Origin of the sequence: Paenibacillus sp. GXUN7292 (assembly GCF_050864975.1) — a bacterium.
Lineage (GTDB): Bacteria > Bacillota > Bacilli > Paenibacillales > Paenibacillaceae > Pristimantibacillus.
Genome location: NZ_JBOZWO010000028.1, coordinates 19363 through 40265, shown reverse-complemented (window position 1 = coordinate 40265; position 20903 = coordinate 19363). Strand labels below are relative to the sequence as shown.

Here is a 20903-nt window from a genome sequence, read left to right as displayed (position 1 = left end):
AAACTAAGTGAGTTGCATGTTGAACGGGGGATTGGAACGTGGAGCAGCGGTTTGTAATGAAGTGCGGCGGAAGCACGCTTGCAGCATTGCCGGACAGTTTCTTCGATGAGCTGCGCGCATTGCAGCAGGATGCAATCAAGCCTGTAATTGTCCATGGCGGCGGTCCGGCTATATCTGAGACTCTGACGAAGCTTGGTATCGAAAGTGAATTTGTGAATGGCCTTCGCAAAACTAGCGATGCCGTATTGGATGTCGTAGAGATGGTGCTTGCTGGCCGCATTAATAAGGAGATTGTTCGCAAAATCGAGCAAAATGGAGCGAAAGCGCTCGGACTTTCTGGCGTTGACGGACGTTTAATTATAGCTAAACCAGTTGCCAATGCGAACGAGGTTGGCTTTGTAGGCGATGTGGTTGCAGTTGAATCAGCAATTATTGAGGGCATTATGAAGATGGGGTATATCCCAGTCATTGCTCCAATCGGTATTGACGGGGAAGGTCAGCGCTACAATATTAACGCGGATACAGCTGCGGGCGCGGTTGCTTCTTTTCTCGATGTAGAACGGATGATTGTCGTAACTGATGTGCCGGGCATTATGAAAAAAATAGATGGCGAGCTTGTTACTCTGCCTGTCGTAACTGTTGCGCAAATTGAGGAAATGATCGTCTCGGGCGATATATACGGCGGTATGATTCCGAAGGTTCGCGCTGCTATACAGTGTATTCAAGGCAAGGTGCAAGAAGTTGTCATTGTAAGCGGCCAAGAGCCGGGAGTGTTGACCAAAGCGGTACGTGAAGGCGGAGTCGGCACACGCATTATTAAATAAGAAGGGCGGAGAAGAGTAATGTCAACAGAGAAAACGGCTGCTGAAGCGTTGCTTCCTACCTACGCCAGATTCCCGCTTGCTTTAGTCAAGGGAGAAGGCAGCTGGCTGTGGGACGATCAGGGCAAAAAGTATTTGGATTTTATGAGCGGTATTGCCGTTACGAATCTAGGCCATGCACCTGCGCGCATCAAGGAAGCTTTGAACAAGCAGCTTGATGAGCTATGGCATGTTTCCAATTTGTTTCAAATCCCGAATCAGCAGGAAGCAGGCAAGCTGATTACCGACAATAGCTGCGGCGACGCGGTATTTTTCTGCAACTCTGGAGCGGAAGCAAATGAAGCGGCAATCAAGCTTGCTCGCCGTTATCAGCAGCTTGTTAAGCAGAACGGGCGCTTTGAAATTATAACCTTCGAGCAATCCTTCCACGGCCGTACGCTGGCTACTTTGACAGCAACTGGCCAGGCAAAGGTGAAGGAAGGCTTTGCGCCGCTTCCAGGCGGCTTCAAAACGATTCCTCTTAATGATTATGCAGTGCTGGAAAGTGCAATAAGCGACCAGACTGCTGCCGTTATGCTGGAGCTCGTTCAAGCGGAAGGCGGCATTCATCCGGTTGATGCCGATTATTTGAATAAGCTTGCCGCATTATGCAAGAAGGAAGGCATCCTGCTGATTGTAGATGAAATTCAAACCGGCATGGGCCGTACGGGCAAGCTGTTTGCTCATGAGCATTATGGCATTGAACCAGATATTTTCACATTGGCCAAAGGGCTTGGCAGCGGCTTCCCTGTGGGCGCAATGGTTGCCAAGGAAGAGCTGCGCGAAGGCTTCAGCGCCGGCAGCCACGGCTCCACCTTTGGCGGAACACCGATTGCTACGGCAGTGGTGAAAGCGACGATTGAGACGATGGTGGAAGAAAATATACCAGCTAACGCCGCTAAGCAAGGCGATTATTTAATGGGTCAGCTGCGCGAGAAGCTGGCTGGCAATTCTTTTGTGGAAGAGGTACGCGGATTAGGTCTGCTTGTAGGTATAGCTTGCAAAGCACCTGTTGGTGATATTGTAGTAAAGGCTCAGAATGAGGGTCTTCTTATTATTACTGCCGGTCCTAATGTGCTTCGTCTGCTTCCGAATCTGCTAGTTACAAATGATGAAATTGATACAGCAGTACAAATTTTAGTGAAATTAATAGATGAAGCGGCAGCACAGTGACGTTGTTCGCAGCAGCTTATACGGATCGAGGCTTCCATATAGCTGCGCAGTGAAAGGGAGGCAGAATCATGCAATTTTTGAATGAAGAGATGGCCCAAAGCTTGAAAGGGCGCGATTTTTTAATGCTGGTCGACTATAAGCCGGAAGAGATTCGTTACCTCATCGATCTAGCTATTGATTTAAAAACAAAACAAAAGGCCGGAGAAATCTATCACCCGCTCAAAGGCAAAACGCTCGGCATGATTTTTGAAAAATCGTCGACTCGTACGCGCGTATCCTTCGAGGTTGGCATGTATCAGCTAGGCGGTCAAGGTTTGTTCCTAAGCGGCAACGACTTGCAGCTTGGACGCGGTGAAACGATTTGGGATACAGCACAGACGCTATCCCGTTATTTGGACGGCATTATGATTCGTACCTTTGCTCACCGTAATGTAGTAGAGCTGGCGCGCGGCGCAACAATTCCCGTTATTAACGGACTGACTGATCTTTCTCACCCTTGCCAGGCGCTTGCGGACTATCAGACGATTTTGGAGAAAAAAGGGCGTTTGGAAGGAATTAAAATCGCATATGTAGGCGATGGCAACAATGTCGTTCACTCGCTTATGATGGGCGGAGCCAAGCTTGGCATGCACGTTGCAATTGCAACGCCGGAGGGCTATGAGCCGGATGCTGATTTGGTTAAGCAAACACAAGCAAATGCAGCAGAAACCGGTTCTACGGTAACGGTATACCGCGATCCGAAGGAAGCTATTGCAGATGCTGACGTTATCTATACGGATGTATGGGCCAGCATGGGGCAAGAGGCGGAGCAGAAGGAACGCGAGATTGCATTCTCTGCTTATCAAGTGAATGAGGAGCTTGTGAAATACGCAAAGCCGGATTATCTGTTTATGCATTGCTTGCCTGCACATCGCGGCGAGGAAGTAAGCGAAGGTATTATCGATGGCGATCATTCCATTATTTTCGATCAGGCCGAAAATCGCCTGCATGCACAAAAAGCGATTATGGCAGCGATTATGTCCTAATGATTTCATAGAGGTTGACCATTCAATTTAGAAGGGAAGTAACGAATATGGCAAAACAAAAAATAGTACTCGCCTATTCCGGCGGCTTGGATACATCTATTATTTTGAAATGGCTAAAAGAAACCTATGATGCCGAGATCATCGCTTTCACAGCGGATATCGGCCAAAAAGAAGAGCTTGACGGGCTGGAGGCAAAGGCGTTGGCAACTGGTGCTTCCAAGGTTTATATTGATGATTTGACGGAAGAATTCGCAAAAGATTTCATTTTCCCAATGTTCCAGGCAGGAGCTTTGTATGAGGGCCAATATTTGCTAGGTACGTCTATTGCTCGTCCGCTGATTGCGAAGCGCATGGTTGAAATTGCCCGCGCAGAAGGCGCGACTATGATTGCGCATGGCGCAACAGGCAAAGGTAACGACCAGGTTCGTTTTGAGCTTAACGCGGCGGCGCTTGCTCCGGAAATTAAAGTGGTTGCTCCTTGGCGCCTTGAGTCTTTCCGTGAGCAATTCCCTGGCCGTGCAGAGATGATTGCATACGCTGAAAAGCATGGCATTCCAGTAACTGCTTCTGCAGCGAAGCCTTATTCGACTGATCGCAACTTGCTGCATATCAGCTTTGAGAGCGGCATGCTTGAAGATCCTTGGTTCGATCCAAGCTCAGAAGAAAATGAAGCGATGTATGTGCTTAGCGTATCGCCAGAGCGTGCTCCTGATCAAGCGGAGTATATCGAATTGACGTTCGACAAAGGGAATTGCACCGCAATCAATGGCGAGCAAATGAACCCTCTTCAAGTGATGGAGAAGCTTAATGAGCTTGGCGGCAAACACGGTATCGGACGCGTTGATATGGTCGAAAACCGCTTTGTAGGCATGAAGAGCCGCGGCGTATATGAAACACCAGGCGGAACTATTCTTTTCACCGCTCATCGTAAAATGGAGTCCTTGACGATGGACCGTGAGGTTATGCATCTTCGCGATTCTCTAATTGCCAAGTACAGCCAGCTTGTATACAATGGCTTCTGGTTTGCGCCAGAGCGTCTGGCTATGCAGGCACTGGTAACAGAATCCCAGAAAAATGTGAGCGGGGTTGTCCGCTTGAAGCTATATAAAGGCAATGTAATCGGTGCGGGCGTGAAGAGCCCTGTCAGCCTGTACAACCCGGATATTGCTACAATGGAAGCAGATCCTTCACAGGCTTACGATCAAGGCGATGCAACAGGCTTTATTAACCTGAATGCCCTTCGCTTGAAAGTATCCTCAGGCGTAGAGCAAAGCAAAAACTAATTAGCCGGAATGTGACGGAAGCTGACTATGCCGCTTGATAAAGCGCATATGCGGCTTCCGTCCCTTGCGTCCGGAAGGGAGAGCTTGGAATGAGTAAATTATGGGGCGGCCGGTTTACGAAAAAAACGGACCAGCTGGTTGAAGAATATACAGCATCCATCATGTTTGACAAGGAACTGGCTGAAGAGGATATTGAAGGCAGTCTGGCCCATGTGACGATGCTTGGCAAGCAAGGGATATTGCCTGCTGAGGATGTGGAAACGATTAAAGCAGGCTTGCAGCGCGTGCTTGAGCGTGTGAAGGCTGGCGATATCGAGTTCACGATTGGCGATGAAGATATTCATATGAATATTGAGAAGGCGCTTATCGATGATGTTGGCAGCGTAGGCGGCAAGCTGCATACGGGCAGAAGCCGTAATGACCAGGTGGCAACCGATATGCATCTTTGGCTTCGCAAGCGTGTAGTAGAGTTCGTCGACATGCTGTATAAACTGCAGTCTGCTTTGATCGAGCAGGCTAAGGCAAATGCCGACACTATTCTGCCTGGATATACGCATTTGCAGCGCGCACAGCCGATTTTGTTTGCCCATCATATGATGGCGTATGTGTCGATGTTTGGACGCGATATCGAGCGCTTGCAGGATAGCTACAAGCGTATTAATGTGCTTCCGCTTGGTGCAGGGGCGCTTGCGGGAACGACGTTCCCGATCGATCGTCATTTTGTAGCGAGCCAGCTTAAATTTGACCGTGTTTATGAAAACAGCCTTGACGCAGTAAGCGATCGAGATTTTATATTGGAGTTCTTATCGCATGCCTCTATCATTATGATGCATTTGTCTCGCTTGAGCGAGGAGCTTATTATGTGGTCCAGCACAGAGTTTAATTTTGTCGAGCTTGATGATGCGTTCTGCACAGGCAGCAGCATTATGCCGCAAAAGAAAAATCCCGATGTGCCGGAGCTTGTCCGAGGTAAAACTGGACGCGTGTATGGCAATCTGATGGGCCTTTTGACAGTGCTGAAGTCGCTTCCGCTAGCGTATAACAAGGACATGCAGGAAGACAAAGAAGGCATGTTCGATACCGTGAAGACGATGCAAGGCGCGCTTCAATTGTTTGCGCCAATGGTTGCAACGATGAAGGTGAACAAGGACCGTATGCGCCAAGCCGTCAATCAGGACTTCTCTAATGCGACAGATATAGCTGATTTCCTGGTCGGCAAGGGCATGCCTTTCCGCCAAGCGCATGAGGTTATCGGCAAAACGGTGCTTTACTGCATTCAGCAAAACAAATATTTGCTTGATTTGACGCTGGATGAATTCAAGCAATTTTCCGAGCTGTTCGATGACCGCATCTATGACGTGCTTCAGCCGGAGCAAGTTGTCAACGCCCGCAATGTTTACGGCGGAACAGCGAAGCCGCAGGTGCTTGAAGCTATCGCTCGCGCGGAGTCGGCTGCCGAAGCGACTGCTGCTTGGGTAATAGAATATACGGAACGCAGCAATTAATAAAAGCAAAGTCGTATGAATCCATTAAAGGATCCATACGACTTTTTTCAAATTATAAGTTTTCACAATAAACTTGTTCTTATATATCCTTCTGCAGATATAATTATATGCCGTCCTCCAGCAGACCGCCGTTTGTTTCTGTCCGTGTTTGGTTTAATGGTGAAGGAGTTGCTTCAGGAGAAGGCGTGACAATTCGAGAGGTTTGAACCGGATTGCCCGGCACTGGAGCATTAGGTCCATATTCAATGATAACAGGCTGTGCGCGGTAAGTATCCCGAGACACGCGTTCGCGCGATACCTCCTTGCCGTCACGCAGCAGGATGCGGTAGGTTTCTACAACATAGCCCTGCCTGCCGGCATCCTTAGTAACCGTTTTGCCAGGTGCAAGGTTAGGGTTAAGAGTGCGTACGACTTCTGGCGAAACAGTTTTAACCGTACTAGATTCGATTTCGTAGCGTTCATTGCTGGGCATCGTTCCGATTAGCTTAACGGTAAGCTTGCGATTTTCGACATGCGTGCGTATTAAAAGCTGCTTGCCAGTAGAATTGCGAAAGCGAAAGTCTATCGCATCCCCTGCATAGGTTGCATCATGCCCAAGCGGCATATAGGCAACCGGAAGGGAATGGTTGCGCCGTTCAACGATCGTAAGGCCGCTGCGGAGCACGGCTTGATAAAGAGTGCTGGATACTTGGCATATCCCTCCGCCTACTCCCGGCACAAACTTGCCATTTAATATAACAGGTGCTTCCTTTAAAGTAAATTGCTCCTCCAGCTTTTTCACTAAGGTGCTATAGGCAAATTCCTCATCCGGCTCGAGCAGCCAATCATGCAGTACACTGGCGGCCGCCGTAACGTTATAAGCTCTTCCTTCGCCGCTCGTTAAAAACTCTGTCGAAAACGACATAATGACTCTGTCCAAGCCTAGTTCTTTAAGGCTTTCTACCGTTACTTCAGGCTCGATTTCTTCGATCGGGAGCACGGAATGGAAGCTTGCATTTACAAGAGGCGGAAGTTTGCTGCCGCTTGTATTATTCTTTGTTTTCGCTTGCTCATCGTTGTCCTCATTCAACGGCTCGATCATCCATACGGACAACTGCTGGGCAACCTCCTGGACATTTAGCCTGAATGCATTTTTATGCGGCTCATACAGCACGGTGTCATCATCAGTAATAATTCTTTTGGCATCTACAGGCTGATCCTTCTCCATCCATCCCCACTGTTGGCGCAGCAGCGTTTCGAACAGGTATTGATCCCATTTTTGCGTCATAGGGAAGCTTTTTGGAAAATGATAGCGATACTCGGCACGTTCCCATATGGAACCCCTGTTTAATTGGTCCAAAGCTTTAAGTACTTCGTCAAACTCAGCTTCATAACCGAATTGCTGCGCCGTCCATTGGCTGCTCTTTGCAACCTCCTGCTTTAAGCCTTGTACAGGCATAATATCAATTTGAATGGAACGGCTTCCCAGCAATTTTTTGTATTGCTCCAGCAAGCCTTTTGCCTCCTCGATGTTCATGCCGCCTATACTTAAGCCTCCAGCGTAAACATTTTGCGGTACGGTTTGCTGCTTGGCATAATTCCATAGAAACCCCCAGCCAACTGTTATCAGCAGTAGTAACGAAGTGCACAAAATAAATATAAGGTGAAATTTTTTCATCCCATTCCCCACTTTCTTTCAGCCGCATTATCGGTATGCTTAATACGTAATCAGAAGATTATACAAAGCTATTGTTATATATATGCCGCTGCCAAGCTAAGCTTTCATCGGTACTTTCGGCATAATAATTCGACAAATCCTTCAAAAATGAGAATTGTGAAAAAAGCTGAAACAGAGCTTTTTGTGAAGGAATTAGCCGCACTCTGTCGAAATAATAATATTGACTCTTAACAGGATGTGATATTGTGATCGAAATGCACGACATTTGGAAAACCTACACCGATGGAACGCATGCCTTGCGTGGTGTTTCGGTTCGAATTGATAGTAATGAATTTGTTTATCTCGTTGGTCCCTCTGGTGCAGGCAAGTCTACTTTTATGAAGCTGATCTATCGTGAGGAAATTCCTACAAAGGGACAAATCTCAGTGAGCGGCTTTAATATAGGCAAGTTAAAAACAAGAAAGATTCCTTATGTTAGAAGAAATATTGGTGTCATATTTCAAGATTTCCGATTGCTGCCTCAACTTAGCGTATTCGAGAATGTAGCATTTGCTATGGAAGTCATAGAGGCGCCGCGGCGAATTATTAAGAAGCGAACGATGGAGGTTTTAGAGCTTGTAGGTTTGCAGCATAAGCATGCCAGCCTGCCGTCTCAGCTGTCAGGCGGTGAGCAGCAGCGGGTATCGATTGCCAGGGCGATTGTGAACAATCCTTCCGTTATCGTGGCGGACGAACCAACGGGAAATCTTGATCCGGATACGTCCATCGGCATCATGAACCTGCTGGAGGAAATTAACTATCGCGGCTCTACGATTGTTATGGCTACCCACAACAAAGAAATAGTAAACAGTATTCGCAAGCGTGTTATCGCTATCGAGAACGGTGTAATCGTTCGGGATGAAGCGAGAGGGGAGTACGGGTATGAAGTTTAGTACACTGCTCCGACATGTGCGCGAAGGCGCCAAGAGCATATGGCGCAATGGCTGGATGTCCTTCGCTTCAATAAGCTCCATGTTTATATCACTTATAATTCTAGGGATTTTTATGCTGCTGGCTATGAATATGAACCATATTGCAGATCAATTTGAAAGCAAGGTTCAAATACGCGTATATCTCCAAATGGATGTTGCAGAAGAAAAAATAACAGAACTGCAAAACAAAATCGGCAATTTGCCCGAGGTTAGCAAGGTAACGCTTGTTACAAAAGAAGAAGGTCTCGAGATGCTGCGAAAAGCTATGGGAGATGAAAATATGGGTCTGTTAGAAGGTTACGAGGATGATAAAAATCCGCTGCCGTTTTCCTTCACCGTAGAAGTATACGACCCGCAAACTGTGGAACAAACCGCAGAACAAATTTCAACCATTAACCGCTTGGACAGTAATGAGCCTATCCACCGCATTAAATATGGACAAGGAACAGTAGAAAAGCTGTTCAAAATTACAAATACAGTACGCAATGTGGGCTTTATTATCGTCATTGGATTGGCTGTAACAGCAATTTTCCTTATTTCAAACACAATCAAAATGACCATTGTAGCAAGAAGAAGAGAGATTGGCATTATGAAGCTGGTCGGAGCAACGAATGCTTTTATACGTTGGCCGTTTTTTATAGAAGGCGCGCTGATCGGAGTAGTCAGCTCTATTATTACAGCTGTTGTGATTTGGTTCGGTTATGCCGAAATCTTCAAGCTTATGCAGCTGGATCTGTCACTGCTAATGATTAGTATGGTGCCAGTACGCGAGGCGATGTACATAACCTCAGTAACTTTGATTGCACTAGGTTCAGTAATAGGCATATGGGGAAGTACAATATCAGTTCGAAAGTACTTGAAAGTGTAGGTGGGAGAATAGAATGAAAAGACTAGCAGCGGTATTAATTGCCATAACATTAGTGGTCGCATTTGCTGTGCAGTTATCTCAGTCTGAAGCAACCTCATTGTCTCAAATCGAAAAGGATATCGCAGCGGCGAAGCAAAAAATCAAAAACGCAGAACGAAAAGCGGCTCAAGCAGAAAAAGATGCTCATTATGCCGAAAGCCAAAAGAAAAATATATCTGCTAAAAAAGAAGATTTGCAAAAGGAAATTACTAAAATTTTGTCTGAAATTGATAAAGTAGGACAAGAAAAAATAGAGATGGAAACTAAGATTGAGCAGAAGAACGAAGAGGTTATCGCTACCGGCGTTGAGCTCGAGCAGGCAGAGGAGCGTATTGTAAAACGCGATGAGCTGCTGCAATCTCGTATGCGCCTCATGTATACGAATGGCTTCGTTTCTTACGTAGATGTTTTGCTTAGCTCCACTAGCTTTAGTGATTTTCTGGACCGGTTTGATGCGCTTCAATCCATATTGAATCAAGACCGCGATATTTTGGACGAGCATAAAAAGGATAAGGAGCTTGTCGTTCTGAAGAAGAAGGAAGTTGAGCTTCAGCTGCTTGAAGTAAAAGAATTATACTATGAGCTGGAAATCAAACAAGCTGATTTGATAAAAAAAGAGAATGAAAAAGAAACGTTAATCGCTTCTTATAATAGTAACCTGCAAGAGCTGGATGAAGCTTTAGAAGGTTTTGAGTCGATAACTGAGGAGCAGGAGAAGCTGCTTGTAGCTTTGGCAGCAGAAGTGTCCAAGCTGAACACACAAAAAAATAAAATCAAAAATCCATACACAGGCGGAAAGCTTGGCATGCCAATTGATAGCGGCTATCGTGTTACCTCTAACTTCGGAACTCGTATTCACCCTATTACGAAGAAGAAACATACACATACGGGCATCGATTTTGGAGCGCCGTCAGGCACGCCGATTTATGCTGCTGAGAGTGGAGTAGTCATCGTATCCCAGTGGTGGGGCGGTTATGGGAATTGTGTTATTATTGATCATGGCAATGGCCTATGGACGCTGTACGGACATATACGCAATGGCGGCTTGCTTGTCGATAAAGGAGATACAGTTAAAAAAGGACAGCAAATCGCAGAAGTGGGTAATACAGGAAATTCTACAGGCCCTCACTTGCACTTTGAGGTGCGTAAAAATGAGGTTGCTGTAAATCCAGGCGGTTATTTAAAATAATATATTAATAAAAGCGGCAGCCCGTGTGGCTGCCTTTATTTTCAATATAAAGAAAAGTATCAATTTCATTCTTATGCCGGTTCGTCCCTGGCTGAGACGGGGCTGCGAGTCATTCTTGTAATGCATTATTATAACGAACAACGGAGTGGCGCTTCTTGTTTTTTTAATATTTCTGGTACAATTGTCATATAATAATTAGGTCAAGCATGCTGGAGAAGATGAAGGTGGTGTTACGTTTTGCAATTTAAAGGTCGTTCCGTCTTTTTGGTTGTCATGATTACAATGCTAGCGACAGTGCTTATTACGTTAATAGTAACTGATCGGCTTATGCAATCAAGCGAACCAAAGCCTGCAGTTGTTGCTGCTGCTGCATCGCCTGGCAAAAGCAACTATAGTTTAAGTTCGGACGAGCTTACTAAGCTGAATGCTGTGATGGAGCTAATTGAAACAAAGTATTATGCCAAGGTTGAACGCGAGGATGTTTTTAACGGTGCAATCAGCGGAATGATGGCCGCGTTGAACGATCCATATTCCGTATATATGGAGGAAAATGTTGCAAGACATTTCTCGGAATCGATCGAAGGCTCGTTCACAGGCATAGGTGCAGAGGTAACGTTGGAGAACAGCCGGGTTGTCGTTGTGTCGCCGATCAAAGGCTCGCCAGCCGAGAAGTCAGGACTGCTCGCTAAAGATATTATATTATCTGTTAACGGCGAAGCGCTCGATGGGTTAAGCTTGCAGGAGGCTGTATCAAAAATTAGAGGCCCTAAAGGCTCGAAGGCAAAGCTGTCTGTACAACGAAGCGGCTTGTCTGAGCCGATTCAGCTAGTCCTGGTACGAGATGATATCGATATCGAAACGGTGTATGCAGAGCTGCAGCCTGATGGAATAGGCGTGATCGAAATTAGACAGTTTTCAATGCATACGGGAGAGCGTTTTGCAGAGGAACTGACAAAGCTTGAGAGTCAGGGCATGAAAGGCCTAGTTATTGATGTGCGCAACAATCCAGGCGGCGTATTGCCTGTTGTTGTTGATATTGCCCAGCATATGATGAAGCCTAATGATATTGTAGTTCAAGTCGAGGACCGCGATGGCAACCGCGAGCAAACACGCGCTGAAGGCGGCGAGTTGAAAACATACCCGATTTCCGTGCTCATTAACAAAGGAAGCGCCAGCGCTTCCGAGATTCTAGCAGGCGCCCTGCAGGAGAGCTCCGGAGCGTATGTTATGGGAGAACAATCTTTCGGCAAGGGAACCGTGCAAGTGAGCTATAACAAAGCGCTTGGCGATGGCAGCCTGCTTAAAATGACAATTGCCAAGTGGCTGACGCCGAAGGGCAACTGGATCCATGAGAAAGGCATTCAGCCTAATAAGGTGATTACGCCACCAGAGCTGTATACAGTAGCTCGTATCGCCTATAAGCAGCCTCTTACAAAAGATACGATAAGCGAACAAAACCGCAGCGCTCAAATTATGCTGAACGGGCTTGGATTTGAAACGGGAAGAGCCGACGGCTATTTTGACGACAAAACAGAGCAAGCGGTCATTCAATTCCAGAAGAAGCATGGCCTTAAAGCTAGCGGGATTATTGATGAGAATACGACAGCTGCGCTTGAAAAATCAGTTATTGCCTGGATTCAAGATAAAAATAATGATCTGCAGCTGCAAGCCGCAATCGATTGGATCCAGCAAGCGAGAGCAGGAAAAAAATAATAAACGTCGAATTAATAAAAGGTTGGCCTCTTTTGAGCGCCAGCCTTTTTTGAAAATAATACAACAGCGGTCGAAACGGACAGGACTTGAATCTAACGAAGATTAAATGCTCTATTTGGCGAAAATCAGCTAGATTAAAAATATAACGAAGATCAGTTGCGCTATGTGTGAACTTTCCACTCATTTTGGCACAGTTAGGAGCAAATAAGGGCGAATATCTTCGTTAGATTTCAAAAAGGCGCTTTTTAGACGAAATAGCGCTCTCACGATTCGTTAGATCATTTGATTGACTTCGTAGGTAAACGCGCTCGTCCACAGGACGACGGAAGCCGTTTATCCTTGATAAAACGTGCCCGTTTTACGATTTTCCGTATACCGTTTTTTTGATATTTTGCGTGCTTAAAGTCCGTATACTAGGAGTGCTTGCATTGAATACAATAATCAGTTGGTTGGGACAATTCGGCGAAGCATTGTTGCAGCTAGTTACACAGCCTTTTTACTATTTGGCCATACTTTTTATCGTGCTGCAAATGACAAGGCAAATGAGATTAGAGCGGCAAATGTTTGCAGTCAAGCTTCATGACTGGAAGGTTCTGACCATTAAAGCTATTTTTGCTGGTCTTGTGATTGGTATTGCCGCATCAATCATTGGTATATGGATCGGTGCAGCTTTAACAGCTTCGGCTTTGTTATGGCTGTGGGGGATAGCGGCAGTGCTGCTGCTCATTCGCGTAAGGTATTTATGTTTTGCATACAGTGCTGGCCTTATTGCTATTCTGCAATGGGGATTCAGCTTTACTCCGCTAGCAGAGCGTGAGGATTGGCTGGGTTCAGTAGTGAAATCTTTGACAGAAATAGAAGCGGCGTCTTTATTGCTGCTCGTTGCCTTACTGCATCTTGCAGAAGCACTGCTAGTACGCTGGCAAGGCTCCAACTTGTCAACACCGCTTTTTCTAGAGGGCAAACGAGGCAAGCTTGTAGGGGGGTATATGCTGCAAGGATTCTGGCCTGTTCCTTTATTTTTGGTAGTGCCAGCAGCGAGCGGCGGCTTGACCTTGCCCTGGGATCCGCTTTTTTCGCTAGGCAGCGGTCATAGCAACTGGACGATAATTGCATTTCCGGTCATGATAGGCTTTACTGAGCTGACACGTTCTATGCTGCCGGAGCAAAAAGCGAAAGCGGCATCCAATAAGCTTATTATTTACAGCATAATTATTGTGGTGCTTGCTATTGCTGCTTGGCAGTGGGCACCGGTGCTGCCGGTTGCAGCTGCTGCGGCTATTTTACTGCATGAATGGATGGTATGGAGCAGCCAGCGCCATGAAAATGCCCGTTCGCCTCTATACGTACATGACAGCAGAGGCTTACGTATACTTGGCATAGTGCCTCATACGCCTGCTCATACGATGGGTCTGCTGCCCGGAGAAATTATTGTAAAGGTTAACGGCGAAAAGGTGTATACAAAGGAACAGCTGTATGCAGCCCTCATGATAAATCCTGCTTTTTGCAAGCTTGAGGTGCTTAATAGAGAGGGAGAAATGAAGTTTGCGCAGCGCGCACGCTATGCCGGAGAACACCATCAACTAGGGGTAATACTGGCACCGGACGAGCAGGCAACATACTATGCACAAGAAAGCCGAAATCTTTCTTTGCTAGGAATGTTGAAATCTGCACGTACTGCAAATCGACGTAAAATTTTTACAAATCATAGTGATATTGAGTAGCAAAATATGCTAAAATAGTAGTATAAATTTCAATTAATAGATTAGTAGAGTGAATGGTAAAACGACACTCAAACGATAATGGCAAACCCGCCGAAAGCCGGGGACGCAAAGCTAAAGGGCCTCAATCTCTATTTTGAGAAGTGGCAGCCAGCTACCGAAAGGGGAAGTCGACGTGAAGCTGACTAAACGTATTCAACAGCTGTATTCATTATGGGGAAAGAAACTCATTGCCACATCGATTGCACTAACAGTGGCGGCTTCTGCAGCGCCTATCGCTGCTTCAGCATCGGCAGTAGTACAGTTCAAGGATACAACAAACTTCTGGGCTGCTGAATCTATTGATTGGGCAGTAGGCCAAGGTATTGTTAATGGTTATTCTGATGGTACATTCAGACCTAATAATAAAGTAACGCAAGCAGAGTTTTTAAGCATGCTGCTTCGCGCGTTTGAAGTAGATGGCCTGCAGCGTCAAGATAATGCCGCGTGGGACGAGCCTGTTTGGCAGTATGCCAAACAGATGAACTGGGATTTGAAGGATCGTTACGCAGCTGTAAGCCGTGGCGGAGTAGCAACGATTATAGGCAATGCGCTTGGTTATGCATGTTCAACGAATGAGAACATCCAACTGCTCTATGACTATAATTTGTCGAATGGAAAGCATAGCAAAACAATCGAAGGCTATGCAGCTAACGATGGGCTTACTCGCGCAGAAGCGGTTGTGTTTTTACGCAATGTAAAGGCATCAGTAAGCGATCTAAAAGCAAAGCCTGCAAGTGCTGCTCCAGCATGTCCGGCCATAGAAGATCCAAATGCAGAGATTACGCCTTTAAAGCCGCAAGCTCAAGGCAATTATAAAGTATCAACAACAGTCACGAATCAAAGTAAGATTATATTAAGTGGATCGTTTGCCTTAGAGCGTGCTGTTTTAGTCCGCATTACAAAAGGCAAAACAGAAGAAAAGGAAGTTTACGTATCCAAAGGCAAGAAGCTTGAAGTTCCTATTTTCTTGCGCCACGGAGCGGGCTCCTATAAAGTTGAAATTTACGAGAAGGATGTAAATGCTTCTGGCAGCTATAAGAGTGTCGTATGGGGCGATACAGCATTTACAGTAACTAATAAAGATACGAGAGATTGGCAGTATTTGCTGCCTACACAATATGCAGAGAGCGATCATCCAACTATTATTGCTCTAGCTGAGAAGATTACTAAGGGACTAACTACAGATCTTGAGAAAACAAAAGCTATTCATGATTGGGTAGCCAAAAATATTGCTTACGATGTGAAAAGCTATTTGGGCAATGATCTAGTTAATTACTCAGCGATAGATACATTAAACCGTAAAGAAGCGATTTGCAGCGGCTATGTGCATCTTACAGCAGCGCTCAACCGTTCAATAGGCATTAAAACTAGAATTATTAACGGTACAGCCATCTGGGCAGAGGATGGAGAAACTTGGTCCAACACTACTAAGCAAGATAATCATGCTTGGGTAGAAGTGTTGGTTGGCGGCAAATGGGTCATTCAAGATCCGACATGGAATGCCGGCTATGTTGATTTTGACAAGCAAGTATTCAACTTCAAATATAGCGATAAGTATTTCAATCCTACAGCACAACAATTTGCACTAACACATCGCAAAACAGAAGAAAGCCCATTCTAAAATAATGTTAATCCCAGCCTGGATAGGATCCGGTTGGGATTTTTTTTGAATTATAAGAATTTAGAAGTTTGTGATCCTACACTGATGCGGACACTGATGACCGTTAGCGCTCTTTTTTCGCCAACTTCCACTTTCTAGCGGTCAGAAATGTCCGTTAGCGGGAAAAAAGCTAGAGAATCCGGCGGGATCTTCTTCTAACGGTCATAAGTGTCCCGTATATGCAACAAAAAGACTACTTTTTGGTTCTAATGGTCATTTATGACCGTAACGCAAATAGCTTCTCATCTTTTGTTCTTTACACACGATGGCGACAAGTTAGGTCGCCAATAGGTGAGCTGCCCACAATTGTACATATAAAAGAACCCTCACAGCCAATTCAAGGCTGGAGGGTTCTTTCACTAGTTAAGAATTATTTTTTAATAAGGAAACGGCGACGAACAAGTAATGCAATACCTGTCATAGCGATAGCTGCACCTAGCAGCTGAACTAGCAAGAAGCTATCTTCACCTGTTTTTGGAAGCTTATCAACGTCCGGTGTTTCGACACCGCCACGTGGAACTTCTTCAACGACGATTTCGTAGAACAATTCTTCTTCATTGCCGTCCTCATCGGTAACGATGATACTGAAGCTGTCATCACCTTTGAAGCCTGGCTTCGGCGTATAAGTCCATTTGCCGTCTGGCGTTATTTCAAGTTCGCCATTTTTCGGAGGCTGACCCGGTTTAGTTGTTTTGTTGTCTGGAACATCTACTTCACCTTCAACAGGTGTTTCTTCAGGCGTTTCTTCCTTCGTTACTGGCTTCTCCGGCTTCGGTGTTGGAGCTGGAGTCGGAGTTGGCTTAGTTGAAGGAGTCGGCTCCGGTGAAGGAGTAGGTGTTGGTGTTGGGTTACCTGACTCTTCTGGTTCAGTCGGCTCTGTCGGCTCTGGCGTTGGTGTAGGCGTCGGAGTCGGTGTAATGATTGGACCAGGAATGTAGAGCTGGTTTTCGATTTCAATTGTTTCTGTATTATTATTTGTAATAGTTACTGTAGTTTCACCATTTCCAATAATAGTATATCCTGATGGCGGTCTTACCTCTTTTAGAGTATAAGTACCTACTGGAAGTGTAATGGTAGCAGGTTGAACTGCCTCATCTGTGGAAATTGAATCTCCAGTCAGAACAAGCTCGCCATCTGCATTTGTTTTACCAGTTGCTCTCACAATGCGATCAGCATCCAGCAATTGGAACTCTGCATTTGCTAGTAGCCTCTTGGGGCTGCTGTTACGAGCAATTTTTGTAACGACAAGTTCTCCGTCTGGCGCTTTGTCGTTCTCTATTGTAATCGGAGTAGCAGATGGATCAATTTTTACATCAGTTGTAGAATCAAGCTTTACATTTTTTGAAGCATTTGAGATTACATATCCGAACTGTGTTTTAACCTCTTTTATGACATAGTCGCCATAAGGTAAATCAGAAGTTTCTACAATTCCATTTTCGTCGGTAACTAATGATTCAAGTAAATTGTTAGGGAAGTCTTTATGATAAAGTTCAAACTTAACGTTTTCCAATTTCTTGTTGTGGTCATTAGCATCGACTTTTACGAATTTTAGTTTACCTATTGGTTCAGTGCTATTCTTGACTTCATACTCGAATGGAGCTGTTCCGGTTAATACGACTAGCTTATCATCATTAGTGTCGCTTAGACCGTAAACACCGTTATTGTACATATGGTAGCCGTAAGGAGCAAGTGTTTCAACCAATACGTACTCAAAGTTCTGATATAAGCCAGCGAAGGTCAGTTCGCCATCAATAGTTGTTCCTGTTCCTTTAACTACTGCATTCTGGCCATTAGCCAAGTAATCATCTTTTTCGTAAATATTGAACTTAGCACCATCAAGAGGAGCATTAGTTAGAGCATCGATCTTTTTAACTTTCAGATCTCCTGTAGGTTTAATTGTATTTTCAACGGACTGCGATATAGCAGTTATAGAGTTAATAGTAACAGGATATTCTCCATTTCCTTGTAAATCATAATATTTTGGAGGAGCTACTTCTTTAAGGATGTAGTTACCAAAACGAACGTCGTCGAATAATAACTTGCCATCGTTGTCTGTCGTTCCAGATTTTAGTACTGATCTGTTATTGGCTCTTAGTAGCTGGAATTCCACATCTTTAAGCGGTTCGCCGAGTTCGTTAACTTTAGTTACTTCTAGCGTACCTACATAAATGGATGCTGAACCTCCCCCGCCTGATAGTTGAAAACTAATTGGAAACTCGCCTGAAGTGTTTGAATTTTTAATATCGTTGGCTTCAAGTTTTGCAGCATTTGAAATCGATACATTCGTTCCTTCTTCAGCATTAATTAGTGTTGAATAGTATAGAATAAATGCTGATTGAATCTCTTCCTCAAATGTTAGTTCGAAGGTTGAGCCGTCTTCACTGATCTTAAGCTTGAAAGGAGTTTCATTCTTGTCTACTTCTAATCCCTCAACCAACTGGTTATTTTGATCATAGGAAGCATTATACAGGCTAAAAGTGCCTTCTAAAAGAATTTGATTGTCACTTGGTGTATCAGATACTTTTACATTAGAGATTTTGGACTGAGCTTCATTTATAGTAAGCTGCCAATTTACTTTAAATTTATCTCTTTTATTAGCAGGGATAGATTGATCCTGGGATTCCGGGGTCCCTTTTTTTGTAATATAAGTGCCTGCGCTTGGAATTGTAACATTAGCAGTTAAATCTCTGCTGTAAGTTGTTGTTCCGTCACTGCTAGTATGTTTAACTTTAGCCGTGTTAGTAACCGTCTTGTGTGATTTATCAAACATTTCATCTTTAATGGAAGTAGAGAACTTCACTTTGTACGCTTTTCCATTAATCGTATTGTTAAACTTAATTTTTAATGTATTATCATTAGCCTGCGAAGGCTCTTCAACGGTGACAAAACCAGTAGAAGGGGTTACAGGATCATGTTTGTATACTGGGGTTTGCGCCTCAGTAACGGATCCATCTGAATTCACTGTCATCTCGTAAATTTCAAGATTTTTCGGAATAAAAGTCTGAATATCGGTCAGTTTATCTTCGATTTCAGCATTATACATCGTTTTTTGGTTATAGTTAAACCCAATTTCCCAAGAAATTTCTTTTTTGGAGGCACTATATGTGCCATCTTTTAGTCCATTATTTGTCCATTCCCAGCTAGGTTCTGGTGTGAAGGTATTTTCAAATGGTACTCCAGGCTTATTAGGCGTTGGATCTTCATTCCATTTTACAAAACCGCTATTTCTATAGTTTGCTGCAAGTGAATCATAAGAAATACCCTCATAGTCAAACGTTGTAATATAGGTTACAACATAGTGATATGAGCCGTCAGGTAATGCGATCTTAAATCCGCTCGTTGTTTCTTCATCATTATCATTAAAAGTAATATTAGGATTATTTAAATCTGAACCGTTTTGTTTAACTTTAATTGAATCTTTAATTAACTTTAAACCAACAGGAAAATTATCTTCAACATTTACACCAGTAATATTATACTTTTGCTTATTTAATTCTATGGTCCATCTAATGGTTTTAGTGTCAAAATTAATTTCACTACGTGATTTACTGCGGAAATCTTGTGAAATTGCCCCCGTTGATGAACCAGTTTTTCCTTCATTATCAATAACAGTGTTGTGTATAGTATAGTTATCATAGACGTTTGCTACAGGTTTGGTGGTGTATCTTATAACATATGGTTTTGTTATAGTACTTGGGTTTATCAGTGATAGAACAAATCCATTTTTATCTGCGTATGTTGGATTATTTGGAAGGTTATCTGCTTTAAACAGTGATCCGAATAGATCTATAGTACCTACATCACCGTTTCCGTCTACTTCAAAGATTTTTACATTACCGTCCAACTGATGTGTATTGCTAAAATAATCAGTAATAACTGGATTAGTTATTGCGCTACGGCCATAGTTATATTTAATTTCCCAATTAATGCTATGATCAGAATTAGTAGTGCCATTTAATTTTTGGAATCTTTTTACAGGAACAATTGTTTGTGTATCGTCATCTGACATAGAAATTGGTGAACCATCCATTATTGTACCTGTTAATTCTGCTACATTACGAAATTTGACCGGTTCTTCATCAATATCAGCGGTAATCTTCGATTTAAAAGAAATTCGGTATGCATTGCTAAGAGGGTTAGTTCCCAATCCTAGAGCATCAATCAGATCAATTGTTAAGATACTATCAGTAACAATAGGGCTAGTTAACGAAGTAGCAGGTGATGAGCTATCAATTTGAATATCTCCGTTTTTAACATCTACAATTAGTTTTTGAATGTAAACATCTCCAACTAACTCCAAGCCGTCTGGTATTGTATCAATTAGTGTAGCATCGTTGATTTTTTGAAGCTGCCTATTAATATCAATCGTCCATTCAATTATTTGACCATAGGTAGAATCAATTAGAATTTTTCCTGTTTTCTTAATTGGCTCTGTAACATTTTTTGGCTTAATGTTTACTTCCAAAGGGGTATTGATGAAATCGATAGTGGTGGTATTAGAGCCTTGAGGTATAGAATCTTCATCCAAGTACGCCCAAAAATACAAGGTTCCTGGTATTCTGCTTCCGTTAGAATTAGCATCATCACCATCGCGTACATTACCATTGAAAGTCATGGTGACTTTATTTGTAGTAGCGTCAGCTGTAAAAGTTCCGAAGCCGTCCAAATCTCCTGTTACGTTTTCAATAAGTTTGATTCCAGTTGGAAGATCGAAGACGTATTGATCCTCATCCCAGTAGTTGTGCAGATCTTGAAGCAGCCATTCGTACTTCACGTAATATGCTTTGCCAAGTTCAAACTGATAGTCCGGGTTGTAGTTGCTAACTGTATTAGAAATTTCTGCAATAATAGGACCGATTTGATTTAGTGGTCCTTCATTAAGATAAACTTTAGTGAACTCCATTCCATTTGGATTAGTTTCATCATAGCTAGCTGCGTCCGCATGCTTCGTCACGCCCGCGAAATTCGCGAACTGAAACACGAGCAGCAATGCCAAGAGCATTGCGAGTGTTCTTTTTTTCATGAATTCGTATACCTCCTATAATAAATATAATGCATGCCGCACTAGCAGCATGAAGCAACAACTGTGTGACACACCTCCATTAAAACTATTAAACTTATGTTATGCTACATGAAATCATATCAGAAGAAACTAAACATTTTCTGAAAAATGTTGCCAGATATTGTGTGAAATTTG

The 20903-nt window shown here is 43.9% G+C and carries 13 protein-coding genes and 1 riboswitch; of the genes, 11 read left to right on the top strand and 2 right to left on the bottom strand.

Features of this window, described 5'->3' with window-relative positions; genetic code table 11:
• Window positions 1–38 precede the first annotated feature (38 nt).
• The 5 genes from argB to argH all read left to right on the top strand — a co-directional run bounded on the left by argB (window position 39) and on the right by argH (window position 5846).
• A complete protein-coding gene (argB, locus tag ACRRU2_RS20095; RefSeq protein ID WP_432504448.1) occupies window positions 39–824 on the top strand; it encodes an acetylglutamate kinase in 786 nt (261 codons plus the stop codon).
• Between the two features lie 18 nt (window positions 825–842).
• Entirely contained in the window at window positions 843–2033 is a 1191-nt protein-coding gene (locus ACRRU2_RS20090; protein ID WP_432504446.1) for an acetylornithine transaminase, read from the top strand.
• Between the two features lie 68 nt (window positions 2034–2101).
• Window positions 2102–3058 (top strand): ornithine carbamoyltransferase, encoded by a 957-nt coding sequence (argF, locus tag ACRRU2_RS20085; protein ID WP_331697606.1) that lies wholly within the window; start codon window positions 2102–2104, stop codon window positions 3056–3058.
• A gap of 47 nt (window positions 3059–3105) precedes the next feature.
• Window positions 3106–4341, top strand: coding sequence for an argininosuccinate synthase (locus tag ACRRU2_RS20080; RefSeq protein ID WP_331697605.1), 1236 nt, complete (start codon window positions 3106–3108; stop codon window positions 4339–4341).
• Between the two features lie 89 nt (window positions 4342–4430).
• The gene (gene argH, locus ACRRU2_RS20075; RefSeq protein WP_432504442.1) at window positions 4431–5846 is read left to right on the top strand and encodes an argininosuccinate lyase; all 1416 of its coding nucleotides are present in this window, start codon (window positions 4431–4433) and stop codon (window positions 5844–5846) included.
• A gap of 103 nt (window positions 5847–5949) precedes the next feature.
• Here argH and ACRRU2_RS20070 read toward each other — a convergent pair whose 3' ends face one another.
• On the bottom strand, window positions 5950–7503 hold the full coding sequence (locus ACRRU2_RS20070; RefSeq protein WP_432504440.1) for a VanW family protein: 1554 nt from the start codon (window positions 7501–7503) through the stop codon (window positions 5950–5952).
• A 245-nt stretch (window positions 7504–7748) separates the two neighbouring features.
• Between ACRRU2_RS20070 and ftsE the strand changes: the two genes are divergently transcribed.
• The 6 genes from ftsE to ACRRU2_RS20040 all read left to right on the top strand — a co-directional run bounded on the left by ftsE (window position 7749) and on the right by ACRRU2_RS20040 (window position 15667).
• On the top strand, window positions 7749–8435 hold the full coding sequence (gene ftsE, locus ACRRU2_RS20065; protein WP_331697602.1) for a cell division ATP-binding protein FtsE: 687 nt from the start codon (window positions 7749–7751) through the stop codon (window positions 8433–8435).
• Window positions 8425–9342 (top strand): permease-like cell division protein FtsX, encoded by a 918-nt coding sequence (gene ftsX / locus ACRRU2_RS20060; protein WP_331697601.1) that lies wholly within the window; start codon window positions 8425–8427, stop codon window positions 9340–9342. Before ftsE ends, ftsX begins: the two co-directional genes overlap by 11 nt.
• Window positions 9343–9355: 13 nt before the next feature.
• A complete protein-coding gene (locus ACRRU2_RS20055) occupies window positions 9356–10570 on the top strand; it encodes a murein hydrolase activator EnvC family protein (protein ID WP_331697600.1) in 1215 nt (404 codons plus the stop codon).
• A 237-nt stretch (window positions 10571–10807) separates the two neighbouring features.
• On the top strand, window positions 10808–12283 hold the full coding sequence (locus ACRRU2_RS20050; RefSeq protein WP_432504437.1) for a S41 family peptidase: 1476 nt from the start codon (window positions 10808–10810) through the stop codon (window positions 12281–12283).
• A gap of 428 nt (window positions 12284–12711) precedes the next feature.
• Window positions 12712–14007 (top strand): PDZ domain-containing protein, encoded by a 1296-nt coding sequence (locus tag ACRRU2_RS20045; protein ID WP_432504435.1) that lies wholly within the window; start codon window positions 12712–12714, stop codon window positions 14005–14007.
• Between the two features lie 70 nt (window positions 14008–14077).
• A riboswitch (cyclic di-GMP riboswitch) is annotated at window positions 14078–14166 on the top strand.
• Between the two features lie 13 nt (window positions 14167–14179).
• Window positions 14180–15667: a transglutaminase domain-containing protein gene (locus tag ACRRU2_RS20040; RefSeq protein ID WP_432504433.1), complete on the top strand. Its 1488-nt coding sequence runs from the start codon at window positions 14180–14182 to the stop codon at window positions 15665–15667.
• 409 nt (window positions 15668–16076) lie between these two features.
• Here ACRRU2_RS20040 and ACRRU2_RS20035 read toward each other — a convergent pair whose 3' ends face one another.
• Complete coding sequence (locus tag ACRRU2_RS20035) at window positions 16077–20729, bottom strand: collagen binding domain-containing protein (protein ID WP_432504431.1); 4653 nt, start codon at window positions 20727–20729, stop codon at window positions 16077–16079.
• Window positions 20730–20903: the final 174 nt, after the last annotated feature.